The sequence below is a fragment of the Xanthomonas euvesicatoria genome, from assembly GCF_013112235.1.
GTDB classification, from domain to species: Bacteria; Pseudomonadota; Gammaproteobacteria; order Xanthomonadales; family Xanthomonadaceae; genus Xanthomonas; species Xanthomonas euvesicatoria.
The window spans coordinates 1,357,608-1,372,805 of record NZ_JABFFS010000001.1 but is presented as its reverse complement, the minus strand read 5'-3'; the positions used below and the strand labels follow the sequence as shown (position 1 = coordinate 1,372,805).

Annotated in this window: 13 protein-coding genes; 3 read left to right on the top strand and 10 right to left on the bottom strand. The window is 67.1% G+C overall.

Translation table 11 applies throughout. From position 1 onward, the window contains the following. The first annotated feature begins 120 nt into the window (after nt 1-120). Nucleotides 121-1,107 carry a TonB family protein gene (locus tag HLH45_RS05725; RefSeq protein WP_158070654.1) on the top strand — a complete coding sequence of 329 codons (987 nt, stop codon included), beginning with the start codon at nt 121-123 and terminating at the stop codon, nt 1,105-1,107. Between the two features lie 42 nt (nt 1,108-1,149). Here the strand turns inward: HLH45_RS05725 and HLH45_RS05720 are convergent, their stop codons facing one another. The 7 genes from HLH45_RS05720 to glnA form a co-directional block, all read right to left on the bottom strand. Next, the gene (locus tag HLH45_RS05720) at nt 1,150-1,797 is read right to left on the bottom strand and encodes a superoxide dismutase family protein (RefSeq protein WP_008574089.1); all 648 of its coding nucleotides are present in this window, start codon (nt 1,795-1,797) and stop codon (nt 1,150-1,152) included. Nucleotides 1,798-1,845: 48 nt separating this feature from the next. Next, entirely contained in the window at nt 1,846-2,448 is a 603-nt protein-coding gene (locus HLH45_RS05715; RefSeq protein ID WP_046931995.1) for a superoxide dismutase family protein, read from the bottom strand. Between the two features lie 367 nt (nt 2,449-2,815). Further along, nucleotides 2,816-4,243, bottom strand: coding sequence for a nitrogen regulation protein NR(I) (gene ntrC / locus HLH45_RS05710; RefSeq protein ID WP_008571547.1), 1,428 nt, complete (start codon nt 4,241-4,243; stop codon nt 2,816-2,818). After that, nucleotides 4,236-5,291 carry a two-component system sensor histidine kinase NtrB gene (locus HLH45_RS05705; protein WP_008571546.1) on the bottom strand — a complete coding sequence of 352 codons (1,056 nt, stop codon included), beginning with the start codon at nt 5,289-5,291 and terminating at the stop codon, nt 4,236-4,238. The genes ntrC and HLH45_RS05705 overlap by 8 nt, the downstream gene beginning before the upstream one ends. A 264-nt stretch (nt 5,292-5,555) precedes the next feature. Continuing rightward, nucleotides 5,556-6,998, bottom strand: a complete 1,443-nt coding sequence (locus HLH45_RS05700) for an ammonium transporter (protein WP_008571545.1) — start codon at nt 6,996-6,998, stop codon at nt 5,556-5,558. 22 nt (nt 6,999-7,020) lie between these two features. Further along, nucleotides 7,021-7,359 carry a P-II family nitrogen regulator gene (locus HLH45_RS05695; RefSeq protein WP_002808480.1) on the bottom strand — a complete coding sequence of 113 codons (339 nt, stop codon included), beginning with the start codon at nt 7,357-7,359 and terminating at the stop codon, nt 7,021-7,023. A 273-nt stretch (nt 7,360-7,632) separates the two neighbouring features. Continuing rightward, nucleotides 7,633-9,042: a type I glutamate--ammonia ligase gene (glnA, locus tag HLH45_RS05690; protein WP_003488480.1), complete on the bottom strand. Its 1,410-nt coding sequence runs from the start codon at nt 9,040-9,042 to the stop codon at nt 7,633-7,635. Between the two features lie 221 nt (nt 9,043-9,263). On the opposite strand from glnA, the gene HLH45_RS05685 reads away from it, so the two are divergent. Further along, on the top strand, nt 9,264-10,061 hold the full coding sequence (locus HLH45_RS05685) for an undecaprenyl-diphosphate phosphatase (RefSeq protein WP_007968085.1): 798 nt from the start codon (nt 9,264-9,266) through the stop codon (nt 10,059-10,061). 240 nt (nt 10,062-10,301) lie between these two features. Further along, nucleotides 10,302-11,117 (top strand): META domain-containing protein, encoded by an 816-nt coding sequence (locus tag HLH45_RS05680; RefSeq protein WP_008571543.1) that lies wholly within the window; start codon nt 10,302-10,304, stop codon nt 11,115-11,117. Nucleotides 11,118-11,175: 58 nt separating this feature from the next. Here the strand turns inward: HLH45_RS05680 and HLH45_RS05675 are convergent, their stop codons facing one another. The 3 genes from HLH45_RS05675 to HLH45_RS05665 all read right to left on the bottom strand — a co-directional run bounded on the left by HLH45_RS05675 (nt 11,176) and on the right by HLH45_RS05665 (nt 15,140). Further along, the gene (locus HLH45_RS05675; RefSeq protein ID WP_008571542.1) at nt 11,176-12,186 is read right to left on the bottom strand and encodes a zinc-dependent alcohol dehydrogenase family protein; all 1,011 of its coding nucleotides are present in this window, start codon (nt 12,184-12,186) and stop codon (nt 11,176-11,178) included. Between the two features lie 79 nt (nt 12,187-12,265). Continuing rightward, nucleotides 12,266-12,877, bottom strand: a complete 612-nt coding sequence (locus HLH45_RS05670; RefSeq protein ID WP_008571541.1) for a YbhB/YbcL family Raf kinase inhibitor-like protein — start codon at nt 12,875-12,877, stop codon at nt 12,266-12,268. A 190-nt stretch (nt 12,878-13,067) separates the two neighbouring features. Next, the gene (locus HLH45_RS05665; protein WP_046932001.1) at nt 13,068-15,140 is read right to left on the bottom strand and encodes a tetratricopeptide repeat protein; all 2,073 of its coding nucleotides are present in this window, start codon (nt 15,138-15,140) and stop codon (nt 13,068-13,070) included. Nucleotides 15,141-15,198: the final 58 nt, after the last annotated feature.

Genomic DNA, 15,198 nt, shown 5'->3' with positions numbered 1-15,198 from the left:
CGCAACTCATATTCCCTGCGACTTGGAGTGCTAGCAATCGCTGGGCTCTGCGCATGCGACTTAGTCCATGCAGCGGAGCCTACTCCCACCTCGTCTAACTGCACCGTCGACGCGGATTCGATGGCTGCTTCGCCTGTCGCGCTGGACTCATACGATTTGCACCTCGATTACGAGATGACACTAGAGGTGCTTGCCACCATTGATAAGGACGGAAAAGTCAAAGACACATCCATTACCAGGTCATCTCGCAACAGGCTAGTCGATCGTGCAGCTATGACTGCCGCGAAACGGTGGCGCTACCATTGCCAGGCCACTCCGGGAACAGCATTGCTGACTGTTAGGATTCCTGCGCCGCGCTGCAAACTTGATATGGATTCGTGGCGAGACCACCGGCCTGTCTATCCTGAGCAACTAAGACGCGAGCACGCGAGAGGATCTGTTGAACTCAACCTTCGCCCAGGCGGTAGCGCCAATGGCAGTGCAGACGTCAGTCTAAAAGCAAGTAGCGGCTATACCGACGCTGACAATGCCGTGCTCGATGCCGCGCGCAAATGGCGCTTCACGTGCAACGCACCTTCCGCGCCAACACAAACCGCATTTACGACAGAACAATTCAACTTTTCAGACCGCCCAAGTCAGGAAGATCTGGAAAAATCAGCAAGAGCGGAAAGAGCGAAGCGAAAAACTCCACCTTTCAATTCGGATCTCAAAACGACTGTTCGCGACGCCCTCCCCATGGAGTACGCGCACGCCAAACAGTTTTTCGAGAGTGTGCCGAAACGAAATGACGTGGAATTGAGCAAAGATCAGCAGGACACACCGGGTTTAGCGGTCTACACGACCAGTCTCAAGGAGGTCATGCGGCAAATCCTCGCATCCGACCAACTCGAGCAGCCAAATGTAACGACGTGGCTGATGTTTATGCCACCGCACCCATGGGCCCCCTCGGTAGTCCGTACGCGCAGCGAGACGATCACAGACGAGGCAAGTGGTCAGCGACGTCCGATTGAGCGCGTCAACTATGTTTGTGATTCAAGCCCTGCAAATTGCGCGCAAATCGAAAGTCGCATTCGTCACATGGTAGAGCCAGTGTCAGCGACGCATTGATCTTCCTCGGCCGCGCTCAATCGCGGCCGAGGAATTCCGGATTTAACGTGTCGCCGCCTGCGCGTTATCGGTGGTGATCACGCCGCAGGCCAGACGGCCGCCGGCGTTGCCGGTGGGCTGGGTTTTGTAGTCGTCGGCATCGGCATGCACGATCACCGCGTGGCCGGCGATATCGAACTGGTCGGCCTTGCCGAGATTGACGTTGCTGGACACCGGGCCGTCGATGCTGGCGTTACCCTGCGCATCGGCGGTGATGTTGGGCATGTCGCCACCATGGTGCGGCTCGGCGCTGACGTTGCCGTGATCGGACTGGGACGGGTTGAAATGGCCGCCGGCGCTGCTGCCGTCCGGCGCGCTGCAATCGCCCTTTTCGTGGATGTGGAAGCCGTGCTCGGTATTGGGCTTGAGGCCGCTGAGCTGGCCGGTGACGCGCAGCGCACCGTCGACGGTCTTGAACGTCACCGTGCCTTTGACGTCATTGCCCTTGGTCGGCTTGAGCTCGGCGGTTGCGGTGGTGGTGGCCGCCGCCTCGGTGACCATGGAGGCGGCATGTTCGCCACCGTGCGCCGCTTCGGCCGGGGTGCTGGCCTGCGGTGCGGGTGCCGGCTCGGCCGGCGCTGGTTCCTCGCGCTTGCACGCGGTCAGCACCAGGGCGGTGGCCAGAAACAAGGTGGTCGGAACAATGCGCATGGAGTACTCCTGAAGAAAGGCCGCAACTGCAGCCGTTGACGCCCCGACTCAGGGCTGCGAAGGGGGCGTGCCCCATTGGGTGACGCGAATGACGCCGCAGGCCAGGCGCGCACCGGCATTGCCGCTGGGCTGGCTGCGATAGTCGTCGGGGTCGGCATGCACGATCAGCGACTTGCCGACCACGTCGGTCGGGGCGCCATCGCCCAGACTGATGCCGGACAGAATCATGTCCAGATGCACCACGCCTTCGGCGTCTGCACGCAGATTGTCCATGTCGCCCAGATGATGCGCGCCGCCACCGGCACGCCCGTGCAGCGCGCCACCCGGGTTGAAATGCGCGCCCGCGCTGCTGGCATCTGCCGCGCTGCAATCGCCGCGTTCGTGCACATGGAATCCGGACACACCGCCCGGACGCAGGCCGCCGATGGTGCCGGTGAGGCGGATGCCCTGCAGCGCCGGCACCAGCACCACCCGGCCGCTGACCAGGCTGCCCGAGGCCGAAGCCAGCGCGGCCTCGGCTTGCTGCACCGGGCGCGCAGGCACGATCCGCGCCGCTGGCGGCGGAGGCGCCTTGGGCGGCGGTGGCGTGCTGCTGCAGGCGGCCAGCGCCAGCGCGGTGAGGGCAACGATCGTGGGCGACCGGTAACGCATCGAGCAGTTCTCCTGATCAGGCTGGAAACCTATGCGGGCGCATGTTCACGTGTCATGAAATGGGCCTGCTGGCGGCACAGGAGTGTACGGGGTCGGTGTGCCGGGTCGGCTTGTCGGATGGTGTGCGAGGCGCCAGGCACGCTGCGTGACTGCCCGGACGACGGCGTCGGCACGGCAGGGTTGCGGTGGCGTCATCGACAGCGCCGCATGCGGCGGCGTACCACTGATCAATGCTTGCCGCGGGCACTGTCGGGCGGCCTCGGCTCGATCAAGGCATCGCTGGATAGGTGCGCGGGCACTCGCGCTTTCATCGGCCGGCACCCTCGCCCCAACCCCGTCCCCATCGGCGAGGGGCGTTGGCCCCAGATCAGCGGCGTTTGCGCCCCGGGCCGAGTTTGCGGGTGACCGTGTTGCGGCCCAGTCCCAGGCGGGCAGCAGCTTCGGCGCGGCGGCCCTGGGTGAGTTGCAGGGCCGCTTCGAGCAAGGTCCTGTCCAGGCGCTCGCGCGCTTCGGCGTGCAGGCCCTGGGCACCTTCGCTCAGGCGTTGCGCGGCCCAGCTGGAAAGCATGTCGTCCCACTGCCCGTCGCTGCGGCCGCTGCGGTGACGCCGGCCGCCGCGCGCCAATGCGGCGTCCACGTCGACCACGTCGATGATGTCCGAGGTCGCCAGCGCCGCCAGGCGCCAGCACACGTTTTCCAGTTCGCGCACGTTGCCGGGCCAGTCGTACTGGCGCAGGTCTTCCAGCGCGGCCGACGAGAGCCGCTTGGGCAGCATGTCGAGCTTGCGCCCGGCCATGGCCAGGAAATTTTCGGCCAGTTGCGCGATGTCGCCGCGCCGTTCGCGCAGTGGCGGCAACTGCAGGCGCACCACATCCAGGCGGTGCAGCAGATCGGCGCGGAAGCGGCCTTGTTCGACCAGCGCTTCCAGGTCCTGGTGGGTGGCGGCAATCACGCGTACATCGACGCGGATCAATTCGCGCCCACCGACGCGGAAGAATTCGTTCTCTGCCAACACGCGCAGCAGGCGGGTCTGCAGCGGCAACGGCATGTCGCCGATTTCGTCCAGAAACAGCGTGCCGCCATCGGCCTGTTCGAAGCGGCCGATATGCCGTTTGGTCGCCCCGGTAAAGGCGCCGGTTTCGTGGCCGAACAATTCGCTTTCCAGCAGTTCGGCCGGGATGGCGGCGGTGTTGAGCGCGACGAAGGGTTTGCGCGCGCGCGGCGATTCGTTGTGCAGCGCGCGCGCGACCAGCTCCTTGCCGGTACCGGTTTCGCCATTGATCAGCACCGACAGCGGCGCCTGCGCCAGGCGCCCGATCGCGCGGAACAAGGCCTGCATCGCGGGCGTGTCGCCGATCAGCGAAGCCGAGCCCTCGGCCAGCCGCGTGGCGACGATTTCTTCGACGCCGGCATCGGCGTCCGGCAGCGCGCGTGCGGCCAGTGCCACCGCGTCGTCCAGGTCGAACGGCTTGGACAGGAACTCGTGCGCCCCGCCGCGGAAGGCACCGGCGGTGCTGGCAACGTCGGTATAGGCCGACATCACGATCACCGGCAAGTGCGGGTGTTTGGATTTGAGTTTGTCGAGCAGGGTCAGGCCGTCTTCGCCGGGCATGCGCACGTCGGTGAACAGCAAATCCGGCGTGGGCCGCATGGCGAGCGCCTGCAGCGCGGCGGCGGCGCTGTCGAAGCCGTCCACGGCATAGCCGGCATCGCGCAAGGCGGTGGACAGCACGAAACGGACCGACCGGTCGTCGTCGACCACCCAGATATGGGATACGGCGGCGGCCTCAGCCATGCGGTTGCTCCTTGTCGTGATCGCCGGCCAGCTCGGGCAGCAGCAGGGTGAAAACGGTATGGCCCGGACGCGAGCGATAGGTCAGCGTGCCGTGGTGCTCGCGCGAAACCTGCTGGGCCAGCGCCAGGCCCAGACCGCTGCCTTCGGCACGGCCACTGACCAGTGGCAGAAACAGGTGCTCGGCCAGTTCTTCCGGCACGCCGCCGCCGTCGTCGATGATTTCCAGCCGCAGCGACATCGCATGCACGCGGTCGCGGATGCGCTGGCCATGCTCCACGCGGGTGCGCAGCGTCACGCGTGTGGCGCCGGCCTGGAAGGCGTTGCGCACCAGGTTCCACACCGCCTGGGTCAGGCGGTCGCCATCGCCCAGAATGTCGGGAATGCTGGGGTCGTAGTCGCGCTGCACCTGCACCGACCAGCCGCCTTCAGCTTCGGCCAGGCGTAGCACGCGTTCGAGCACGACATGGATGTTGAGGCGGTCGTGCGGGCGCGCCGGGGTGGGCGAGAGCAGCCGTTCGAGCAGGGTGTTGAGGCGCTCGATCTCGGTGCCGATCAGCTCGATCAGCTCGCGCTCGTCTTCGTCGCGCCCGGCCGCGCGGCGCGCCAGCAGCTGCGCGGCGCCCTTGAGCCCGGCCAGCGGGTTACGCAGCTCGTGCGCCAACCCTTTCAGCGCAGCGCTCAAGGCATTGGGCAGGGCGTGGGTGGGATCGAGCGCGGGAAATTCGTCGACCGGGTGGGTTTCCAGCAGCCAGCCGCCATCGTCCAGCCGCGACAGCCAGCCTTCGGCAAAACGCGGCGCATCGTTGGGCAGGCCCAGCGCCAGCCGGTGCAGGCGCAAGACGTCACGTTCGTCGTTGAGCAGAAAGCGCGCCAACGCGTCGCCCTGCACTTCCAGCGCGGCCAGGGGCTGTTCGACCAACCGCCGTGCACTGACCCCGAGCCAGCGCGCGAACGCCGGGTTGACGCCCAGCACGCGGCCCTCGCGGTCGGCCCAGGCGACCGGTGTGCCCAGGCTGTCCAGTGATGGCATGGAAGAGGACGTCACCATTGCACCAATTTAGTGCAAACGGCAGCGCCTTGCATCGATGTCGCGCGAAGCGAAGCGTACGGAGACACCATGGAGGCCGGACGGCGGCGGGTCGCACCGATCCAGCGTGCATCCGCGCCGGCAGTCACGGGCGTGGGGCTGGTCATGCAGGCACCTCGGCAGTGGTTCCGCGCCCAACGGGCGGCGGGGGAAAACGGACCCGGCTGGGCAGTCCCGGCCGGGTCGTGGCGCCACCCGCGGCAGCGCGGCCGCGGGTGTGCATGCTCAGGACTCGTACGCAGCTTCACCATGCGAGGTGATGTCCAGGCCCTCGCGCTCGGCTTCTTCGCTGACGCGCAGGCCGAACACCAGCTTGGCCACCAGGAACCCGACCACCGACACCACGCCGATCCAGCCAACCGTGATCCCGACGCCCAGCGCCTGGATGCCGACCTGGTGGACGATGTCGTAATCGCCACCCTTCTGGCCGCCCAGCGAGGCCGCCGAGAACACGCCGGTGAGGATGGCACCGATGATGCCGCCCAGGCCATGCACGCCGAACACGTCCAGGCTGTCGTCGGCGCCCAGCAGGCGCTTCAGGCCGGTGACGCCCCAGACGCACAGCACGCCGGCGGCAAGACCAATGACGATCGCGCCGAACGGACCCACGGTGCCGCAAGCCGGAGTGATGCCGACCAGGCCGGCCACCATGCCCGAGGCCACGCCCAGGGCGGACGACTTGCCCTTGATGATCTTCTCGGTCAGCGACCAGCCCAGGATGGCGGCGGCGGTGGCCAGCAAGGTGTTGAGGAAGGCCAGCGCCGCACCGGCATTGGCTTCCAGATTGGAACCGGCGTTGAAGCCGAACCAGCCCACCCACAGCAGCGAGGCGCCGACGAAGGTCAGGGTCACGTTGTGCGGCTTGATCGCCTCACGCCCCAACCCGGCGCGCTTGCCGACGAAGTAGGCGCCGACCAGGCCGGCAACACCGGCATTGATATGCACGACCGTGCCACCGGCGAAATCCAGCGCGCCCAGTCCGAACAGATATCCGCCGGTGGCCCAGACCATGTGCGCCAGCGGCAGGTAGCCGAAGGTGAACCAGATCACCGAGAACAACAGCACCGCGCCGAACTTGGCGCGTTCGGCAAAGGCGCCGACGATCAGCGCGCCGGTGATGCCGGCGAAGGTCGCCTGGAACGCCACAAACACGTATTCCGGCAGGCTGACGCCCTTGGTGAAGGTCGCCGCCAGGGTTTCGATGGTGACGCCCTTGAGCAGCGCCTTGTCCAGATTGCCGATCCACGCGCCTTCGCCGGAGAACGCCAGGCTGTAGCCGTACAGCACCCACAGGATGGTCAGCAGCGAGAACACCACCGCGACCTGGATCAGCACCGACAACACGTTCTTGGCGCGCACCATGCCGCCGTAGAACAGCGCCAGGCCCGGCACCACCATCAGCAGCACCAGCAAGGTGGAGGTCAGCATCCAGGCGACGTCGCCCTTCTCCACCACCGGTGCGGCCTCGACGGCAGCGGCCGGCGGAGCGGCCGGCTGCGCCGACGGCAGCGGTTCGGTGGTGACCGGCTCGGTCGGCAACGGGGTGACCTGCGCACCGGACTGCGCCTGCGCGCTGCCCATGCCGCCCACCATCAGCGCGCTGAACAGCATCAGCATGCACACGCTGTAGAACCGGGCTTTCCACCCGGCAAAAAGAGCTGTCTTCATACGAACTCCGGGGCTGGTGGGGTCAGAGCGCATCGGCGCCGATCTCGCCGGTGCGGATGCGCACCACCTGCTCGATCGCGGTCACGAAGATCTTGCCGTCGCCGATCTTGCCGGTGCCGGCGGCGTTCTGGATCGCTTCGACCACCGCGTCCAGACGGTCGTCGGTGACCACCGTTTCGATCTTGATCTTGGGCAGGAAGTCGACGACGTACTCGGCGCCGCGGTACAGCTCGGTGTGGCCTTTCTGGCGCCCGAAGCCCTTGACCTCGGTCACGGTGATGCCCGACACGCCTGCTGCAGACAAGGCCTCACGGACCTCGTCGAGCTTGAACGGCCGGATGATGGCGGTGATCAATTTCATGCGCATACCCCGAATGGTGGAAAGAACCGGCCGGCATTGCGCCGCCCGGCGGTGTCAGTCACCTGGATGCCACCCCGGCATCCGATCGTTCGCGATTGCGCGGACCCCAGCAGATGCCATGCATCCGCCTCGTGGGAGAGGTCAGGCCCGCGCGCCGCGAACGATGTGCTCTCTCGTTACCCCTGCGATCCACGGCCGGAGCCCTGGATCGATCGAACATGTGCGGCGATGGCGGAGGTGGGAGGGGGGCCTCCGCCATCACCGCGGTGGAACTCAGTTGCCGTAGTACAGCTGGTACTCCAACGGGTGGGTCGCAGCACGGAACTTGGTGACTTCCTGCATCTTCAGCGCGATATAGCCGTCGATGAAGTCGTCGCTCATCACGCCGCCGGCCTTGAGGAACTCGCGGTCCTTGTCCAGCGCTTCCAGGGCCTGGTCCAGGCTGGAGCACACCTGCGGGATCAGCTTCTCTTCTTCCGGCGGCAGGTCGTACAGGTCCTTGTCGCTCGGGGCGCCCGGGTCGATCTGGTTCTTGATGCCGTCCAGGCCGGCCATCATCAGCGCGGTGAAGGTCAGGTAGCCGGACTGCAACGGATCGGGGAAGCGCATTTCGATGCGGCGCGCCTTCGGGTTGGTGACCCACGGAATGCGGCACGAGGCCGAACGGTTACGCGCCGAATAGGCCAGCATCACCGGCGCCTCGAAGCCCGGAACCAGGCGCTTGTAGCTGTTGGTGCCGGAGTTGGCGAAGGCGTTGATCGCGCGGGCATGCTTGAAGATGCCGCCGATGTACCACAGCGCCAGCTGCGACAGGCCGCCGTAGCCGTCGCCGGTGAACAGGTTGACGCCGCCCTTGGCCAGCGACTGGTGCACGTGCATGCCCGAGCCGTTGTCGCCCACGATGGGCTTGGGCATGAAGGTGGCGGTCTTGCCGTTGCGGTAGGCGACGTTCTTGATGATGTACTTCATCGTCAGCAGTTCGTCGGCCTTCTGCACCAGCGAGCTGAACTTGGTGCCGATCTCGCACTGGCCGGCGGTGGCCACTTCGTGGTGGTGCACCTCGGTTTCGATGCCGACCTGTTCCAGCGTCTTGATCATTTCCGCGCGCAGGTCGTGCAGGCTGTCGGTCGGCGGAACCGGGAAGTAGCCGCCCTTCACGCCCGGGCGGTAACCGCTGTTGCCGCCGTCGTACTTTTCGCCGGTGTTCCAGGCCGCCTCTTCCGAACCCACCTGGAAGAAGGTGTGGCCCATGTCGTTGGCAAAGCGCACCGAATCGAAGATGAAGAATTCCGGCTCCGGGCCGAAGAACGCCTGGTCTGCGGTGCCGGAGGACTTCAGGTAGGCCTCGGCGCGCTTGGCGATGCCGCGCGGGTCGCGCTCATAGCTCTGCATGGTGGCCGGGTCGAGGATGTCGCAGGTCAGCACGATGGTCGGATCGGCGAAGAACGGATCCAGATACGCGGTGCCCGCGTCCGGCAGCAACACCATGTCCGACTCGTTGATGCCCTTCCAGCCCGCGATCGAACTGCCGTCGAACATCTTGCCTTCTTCAAACAGCGCCGGCTCGATGATATTGACCGGAAAGGTGATGTGCTGCTGTACACCACGCATATCGACGAAGCGCAGGTCGACGAACTCGACCTTGTTGTCCTTGATCAGCTTTTCAACATTTTCCACGGACATCGGAAGAAACCTCAGGCAGGAGTTAAGTGGCTCGTGGGCGGTAGTACAGCAGGGATCGTGCCAAGCCTGTGCGCTTCACAAGCCCTTGATTTTGCTTACATCGCTCGCAACTGTACCACCGGCATCGCACCATGAAAGTGCAAAGCGCAAATTAGAACGCACCGATATGGTGCATGCCGCAATGCACTATCCTGGCGCCTCCCTCACCCCTGCCCAGTCCGATGTCCGATCTGATTTCCGCCCTGTTGTTGGGCATTCTCGAAGGCCTCACCGAATTCCTGCCGATCTCCAGCACCGGCCACCTGTTGATCGCCGAACAATGGCTCGGACGCCGTTCTGACTTCTTCAATATCGTCATCCAGGCCGGCGCGATCCTGGCCATCTGCCTGGCGCTGCGGCAGCGCCTGTGGAGCCTGGCCACCGGCCTGGGCGAGCGCGCCAACCGCGACTACGTGCTCAAGGTCGGCGTGGCCTTCCTGGTCACCGCGGTGGTCGGGCTGATCGTGCGCAAGGCCGGCTGGCAATTGCCCGAAACGCTCCAACCGGTCGCCTGGGCGTTGCTGATCGGCGGGGTATGGATGCTGGTGGCCGAACACTTCGCCGGCAAGCTGCCCGAGCGCGATGTGGTGACCTGGAAGGTAGCCATCGCCGTAGGCCTGGCGCAGGTCGTGGCCGGTGTTTTTCCCGGTACGTCGCGCTCGGCCTCGACGATCTTCATCGCGATGCTGCTGGGCCTGAGCAAGCGCTCGGCAGCGGCGGATTTCGTGTTCATGGTGGGCATTCCGACCATGTTTGCGGCCAGCGGATACGCGCTGCTGGAGATGTACAAGGAAGGCGGTTTCGGCACCGAAAACTGGACCGACGTGGCGGTGGCCTTCGTGGCGGCGACCATCACCGGCTTTGTGGTGGTGAAGTGGCTGCTGGGCTATATCAAGAAGCACCGTTTCACGGTGTTTGCGGTGTATCGCATGCTGCTGGGCGCCGCCCTGCTGCTGTGGCTGCCGGCGGCGGCGGGCTGACATTCCACCGCCCCGGCCTGCACGTCGTGATGGCTGCGACGTGCAGGCCGGGCGCACACAAACGCGCTGGGCACTGCCGCGTCCGCGCGCTGCCAGCCGATTGCGGGCAACCGCCGCCCCGCCGGATATCGGACGCAGTCGCTTGTTTGGCGGCTCTGATGCGTCCACGTCGTGACGCCGGTCATTGCCCCGGGCGCACGCTGGCGGTATCACTGACGCATCGACCACCGGGAGCTGCGCATGCGTGCCGTGTTCTTCGCCCCTGCATTGCTGGCGGCGGGCGTGACGGCCTGCGGGTCGGGTGCATCGCCGGACCCGCCCGGCTCCGGCCACGCTGCTGCGCGGGCACCGGTCACCGCTCCCCCCGACACAGACAGTGTCCCGTTGCGCGCCGCCCTGCGTGCGCAGCACTGGCACTTGCAGCAGGCCAGCGATGCGCATGGCACGGCCTTGCGCAGTCTGTTCGTCGACGGCGTGTCGCCAGTGCAACTGGACTTCGACGATCAGCGCATCCAGGTCAGCCAGACCTGCAACGCGCTGGGCGCCAACTACAGCGTGGCCCAGGCGCACGTGCAGATTGGCCGGGTGGTCTCGAGCAAGCGGATGTGCGCCGATGCACGCCGGATGGCGCAGGAACGCGCGGCCAGCGACCTGTTGTCCGGGCGCTTTGCAGTGGTCATGGACAACGCGGCAGCCGTGCCTGGCCTGACCCTGACCCGCAGCGACGGCACCGTGCTGATCTTCGGCGGTACGCCCACCGCGGACACCCGGTATGGCGGGCCGGGGCAGACGCTGTTGATCGAGGTGGCCGCAGAGACCGTGCCCTGCGTTTTGGACCCTGCGCGCCGCTGCCTGCAAGTGCGCGAGCACGAGCAGGGCGCGGCCGCCGCTACAGCGGCCGCCACGTCGTGGCAGCCCTACGACGGCACGATCGAGGGTTTCGACCATGAAGAGGGCATCCGCACGCTGCTGCGCGTGACCCGCTACCCGGCCGTCAGCGCGCCTGACGCCAAACCGGTCTACGTGCTCGACCAGATGATCGAAGCCGGCAGCTAGCGCAGCCGCAGTAGGGGGCCGGCAACGGCATCGCACGCTGCGACGCCGCCGCCCCGCATCACAGCCGGATGAGCACCTTGCCCACGTGTTGCGCCTTGGCGAAATAGGCCAAGGCCTGGGGCGCCTCATCGAACCGGAACGTCTTGCTGTGCAGGGTCTTGATGCGGTGCTGCTCGATCGCCCGCAGCAGGTCCACGAACATCGCCCGGCTGCCGTTGGCGATCCCGCGAATGGTCACGTTCTTGCGGATCAACGCCACGTAATCGGGAATGGGCGAAGACGCCCCGGGGGTGACGCCGATCACCACGATGGTCGCGTTCGCGGCCGCCGCCTTGATCGACTGCCCCAAGGTGTCCTGCCCGCCGGTCTCGATGATGACGTCCGCGCCGCCGCCGGACAGCTGCACGACTGCCTCGGCCCAGTCGGGGTGGGTGCGGTAGTTGACGGTGATGTCGGCGCCCAGGCGGCGTGCGAGCTCGAGCTTGTCGTCGCTGGACGAGGTGATGGCGACGCGGGCCCCGTGCAGCTTGGCCAGCTGGAGCGCGGCCATCGAGACGCCACCGGTTCCCAGACACAGCACCAGGTCGCCGGCCTTGATCCTGGCCACGTCCACCAGGGCGTTCCAGGCGGTCACCGCGGCCGATGCCAGCGCCGCGACATCCTCGTCCTCCAGCGACGCAGGCACCTTGATCAGGGCACTGGCAGGCAGCGACACCTTTTCGGCCAGCCAGCCGTCGTGGGTCACGCCCAGGTCGTGGGCGAACATCTCGGCATCGAACCTGCCCTCCAGCCAGGTGGGAAAGTGCCCGCTGACGACGCGGTCGCCTGGCGCGACCTGGCTGACACCGGCACCGACGGAGGTCACGATGCCCACGCCCTCGGCAACCGGAACGCGCGTGGGCGCAAGCTTGCCGCCGTAGGTGCCCTTCAGGATCTGCAGGTCGCGGTTGATCAGGCCGACCAGCCGCGGCGCGACGATGACCTCACCTGGCCCTGCGACCGGCTCAGGCATCTGGACCGCGACCAGGCTGTCAAGGCCGGTTTGATTGCCAATCTGGAATGCTTTCAAGGGGATTACCTGTGCTGCGACGCCGGCCGGACGTGGCTGGCGTCAGGGGATGGGCGATCGACGCCATCGGCGCGATCACTCAGCGCAGCGACGGGTTCAACGTGTAGGTGCCGTGCAACGCCGCTTCGGCCAGCACATGACCCTGCATCGCCAACAGCACATCGGCGGCGGTAAAGCTGTCGGGCAGGCTGAGTTTGGCCACGTCCAGCGCGAACACGCGGAAGAAATACCGGTGCACGCGCAGGTCGTTGAATGGCGGGTACGGGCCGTCGTAGCCACGGTAGTGGCCGGCCATGTCGGCATTGCCGGCGAACCACTGGGTGTAGGAATTCAAGCCCTGCCGGGCACCGGCCGGGCCGGCTGGCTGCTGCTTGCCCTTGACCACGAAGCCGTCGCTGCAGCTGCCCGCCGCAATCTCATGCACATCGGCGGGGATATCGGCCATGGCCCAATGCACGAAATCGGTGCGTGGCTGCTCGACGGGAATCTGCAGGTCGTCACGGCCGACGGTGTCGGGCACGGTCGGCACGTCCGGGTCCAGGCACAGCAGCGCAAACGACTGTGTACCGGCCGGCACCTCGCTCCAGGCCAGGTGCGGATTGCGGTTGGGCGCAAAGCCCTCCGGCGTGCCGGCGGCAAATTCCACCGCGATGGGCTTGCCGTTTTCGATGCTGTTGCTGGTCAGACGCATGGCGGGTCTCCGAGGGAAGCGATACGGATCAGGGTGCCTGGGTCCGCGCCACAGCGGAAGACGTCGCGATGGAACCTTCTGATGCGCTCGGCCGGGTTTACCGCCGCGTACGTACCGCGCCTGCACACGATGCGACGAAGCGACTGCGGCCACGCCCAACTGCCGTGGGCGCGACCGCGTTGATGGCGCCTCAGTCCTGCGGGTAGCCGAAGCGCACCGCGATCAGCGTGAGCAGATCGAACTGCGCGCCGAGCACGCCGCGGTAATCGCGCCAGCGGCCAGAGGCCAACCGTGCCGGGCCACGCGGTTCGACCAGCGGGAAGCTCAGCCCGAACGCCTGCTCCAGGGCCGTCGAAATACCCTGCGGGTCGTTTTCGATCCCGTCCAGCCGGATGATGCGGTGGGGGTACAGGTCGCGCTCGTGCAGCGTGGCCAGCTGTTCCAGCGCGATCAGCAACCAGTCGGTGGCCTGCTGCGGCGATTGCAGTGCCAGCGGCGCCGACGCCCCGGCCGAGAGCCAGTCCAGCAACATGTCGCGCGGGTCGCGCAACGCGATCGCCAGCCGGCCCTCGGGCAGATGCGGGCGCAGCGCGGTCAGCAAGGTGTTGTCCCACCACAGCAACCAGTCGATGACATTGCCATCGTCGATGCCGCGGCGCGGCAGTTGCGCCTTCCAGCCTTCCACCAGCGCCGTCGGTGCCAATTCGCCAGAGGCCAACTGTTCGAGGGTGCGGTAGCTCTGCAGCGCATCCGATGGCGGCGTGGTGCCATAGCGGTCGCCACGCACCAGTGGGGTGGCCGCGCCCATCACCGCGACCAGGCGTTCGACATGCGAGCCGGGCGTGCCCCACACGAACAGCGGGCGTGCGGTGACCGTGTCGGGAATGCTGCCCAGCGCAGGCCACTGCGTCGGCTGCTTGGCTGCCTGCGGCGGCAACGGCAACCGATGCTGGGCCTGTTCGCGGTGGAACTGCATCCAGGTACCCACGGCGGCATCGGGCTGGCCGGCGCGGTCCTGCACATTGCCCAACCATGGCCGCAGCACGGTCTGCTGCGGTGCAGGCAGCGACTCGATCAACGATTCGACGCAGGCGATCGCCGCCGGCGGGTCGCGTTGCAGCAAGGCTTCGACGATGCGCTGCTCGCCGCTGATGCGGCCCGGCTCCACCGCCACGATCTGGCGCGCCACCATTTCCGCCTCGTCGGCCTGGCCCTGCATGTCGTGCACGCGCATCAGCGCTTCCAGCGCCGGCAGGTGTTCGGGCATGGCCAGCAGCCAGCGCTCGATCACCGCCTGCGCCTGCGGCCCACCGACCGGCTCCACGGCCAGGCGCGCCAGCCACAGGTCGTGCGCCGTGGCCGAGGTGGCCAGTGCCGCATCCAGGGTGTCGCGCGCATCGTCCACCGCGCCCAGCCGCTCCCAGGCGGTGAGCAGCGCGTGCAACGTGCGGCGGTCGGCCGGCCAGTGCGCCAGTGCCAGGCGCAGGTGCGCGGCGGCCTGATCGGGACGACCGGCCTGCAGCTCCATCTCGCCGGCCAGCCGGCGCATGGCCGGCAGATCGCCGCCGGGCTGCTCGAGCACGCCCTGCATCGCCGCCAGTGCATCGTCCAGGCGGCCCTGGCGTTGGGCCAGTTGCGCAATGAAGGCGCGCAGCGCAGTGCCCGGCGGATTGAGCTCGATCACGCGCTCGAAGGCGCGCTCGGCGAACGCAAAATGCTCCTTCTGCAGATACGCAAAACCCAGCGAAAACAGCACGCGGGCATCGTCGGGCAGCTGCTCGGCAGCGCGGGTCAACAGCGCCAGCGCGCGGTCGCTGTGGCCGCGGCGCATTTCCACCACGCCATCGACCGCCAGCAATTGCGGGTGTTCCGGCGCCAGGCGCGCAGCGGTGCGGCTCAGCCGCTCGGCCTCGTCCAGATCGCCGCGTGCCACCGCCAGATGCGCCTGCATCACGTAGGCATTGAACTGGTTGGGATCCAGCGCGGTACTGCGCGACAGCGCGGCATCGGCGGCGGACAGATCGCGCGTGGCCAGCAATGCGCCGGCGCGCAGCAGGTGCAGGTCGGCATCTTCGGGCGTCAGCGTCAGCGCGGTATCGATGCTGTCCAGTGCCAGCACCGGCTGCCCTTGCTGCTGCAGCGCAAGCGCCAGCCAGCGGTGGGCGCCGGCATGATCGGGCGCGTTGGTGACCCACTCGCGGGCCAGCGCCACCGCATCGTCGGCCGCATTGCGGCGCAGGGCTTGAAGGATGGCGTCTTGCATAGCGGTGGCGGGTCCCGGACAAACCGCTATTGTAACGATGCGCGCTGCGGCGGCTTGC

Bases quoted from the DNA above. Each gene is read 5' to 3' on its own strand.
- HLH45_RS05725 (WP_158070654.1), top strand. From the start codon at position 121: ATGGCTGCTTCGCCTGTCGCGCTGGACTCATACGATTTGCACCTCGAT.
- HLH45_RS05720 (WP_008574089.1), bottom strand. From the start codon at position 1,797: ATGCGCATTGTTCCGACCACCTTGTTTCTGGCCACCGCCCTGGTGCTG.
- HLH45_RS05715 (WP_046931995.1), bottom strand. From the start codon at position 2,448: ATGCGTTACCGGTCGCCCACGATCGTTGCCCTCACCGCGCTGGCGCTG.
- ntrC (WP_008571547.1), bottom strand. From the start codon at position 4,243: ATGGCTGAGGCCGCCGCCGTATCCCATATCTGGGTGGTCGACGACGAC.
- HLH45_RS05705 (WP_008571546.1), bottom strand. From the start codon at position 5,291: ATGGTGACGTCCTCTTCCATGCCATCACTGGACAGCCTGGGCACACCG.
- HLH45_RS05700 (WP_008571545.1), bottom strand. From the start codon at position 6,998: ATGAAGACAGCTCTTTTTGCCGGGTGGAAAGCCCGGTTCTACAGCGTG.
- HLH45_RS05695 (WP_002808480.1), bottom strand. From the start codon at position 7,359: ATGAAATTGATCACCGCCATCATCCGGCCGTTCAAGCTCGACGAGGTC.
- glnA (WP_003488480.1), bottom strand. From the start codon at position 9,042: ATGTCCGTGGAAAATGTTGAAAAGCTGATCAAGGACAACAAGGTCGAG.
- HLH45_RS05685 (WP_007968085.1), top strand. From the start codon at position 9,264: ATGTCCGATCTGATTTCCGCCCTGTTGTTGGGCATTCTCGAAGGCCTC.
- HLH45_RS05680 (WP_008571543.1), top strand. From the start codon at position 10,302: ATGCGTGCCGTGTTCTTCGCCCCTGCATTGCTGGCGGCGGGCGTGACG.
- HLH45_RS05670 (WP_008571541.1), bottom strand. From the start codon at position 12,877: ATGCGTCTGACCAGCAACAGCATCGAAAACGGCAAGCCCATCGCGGTG.
- HLH45_RS05665 (WP_046932001.1), bottom strand. From the start codon at position 15,140: ATGCAAGACGCCATCCTTCAAGCCCTGCGCCGCAATGCGGCCGACGAT.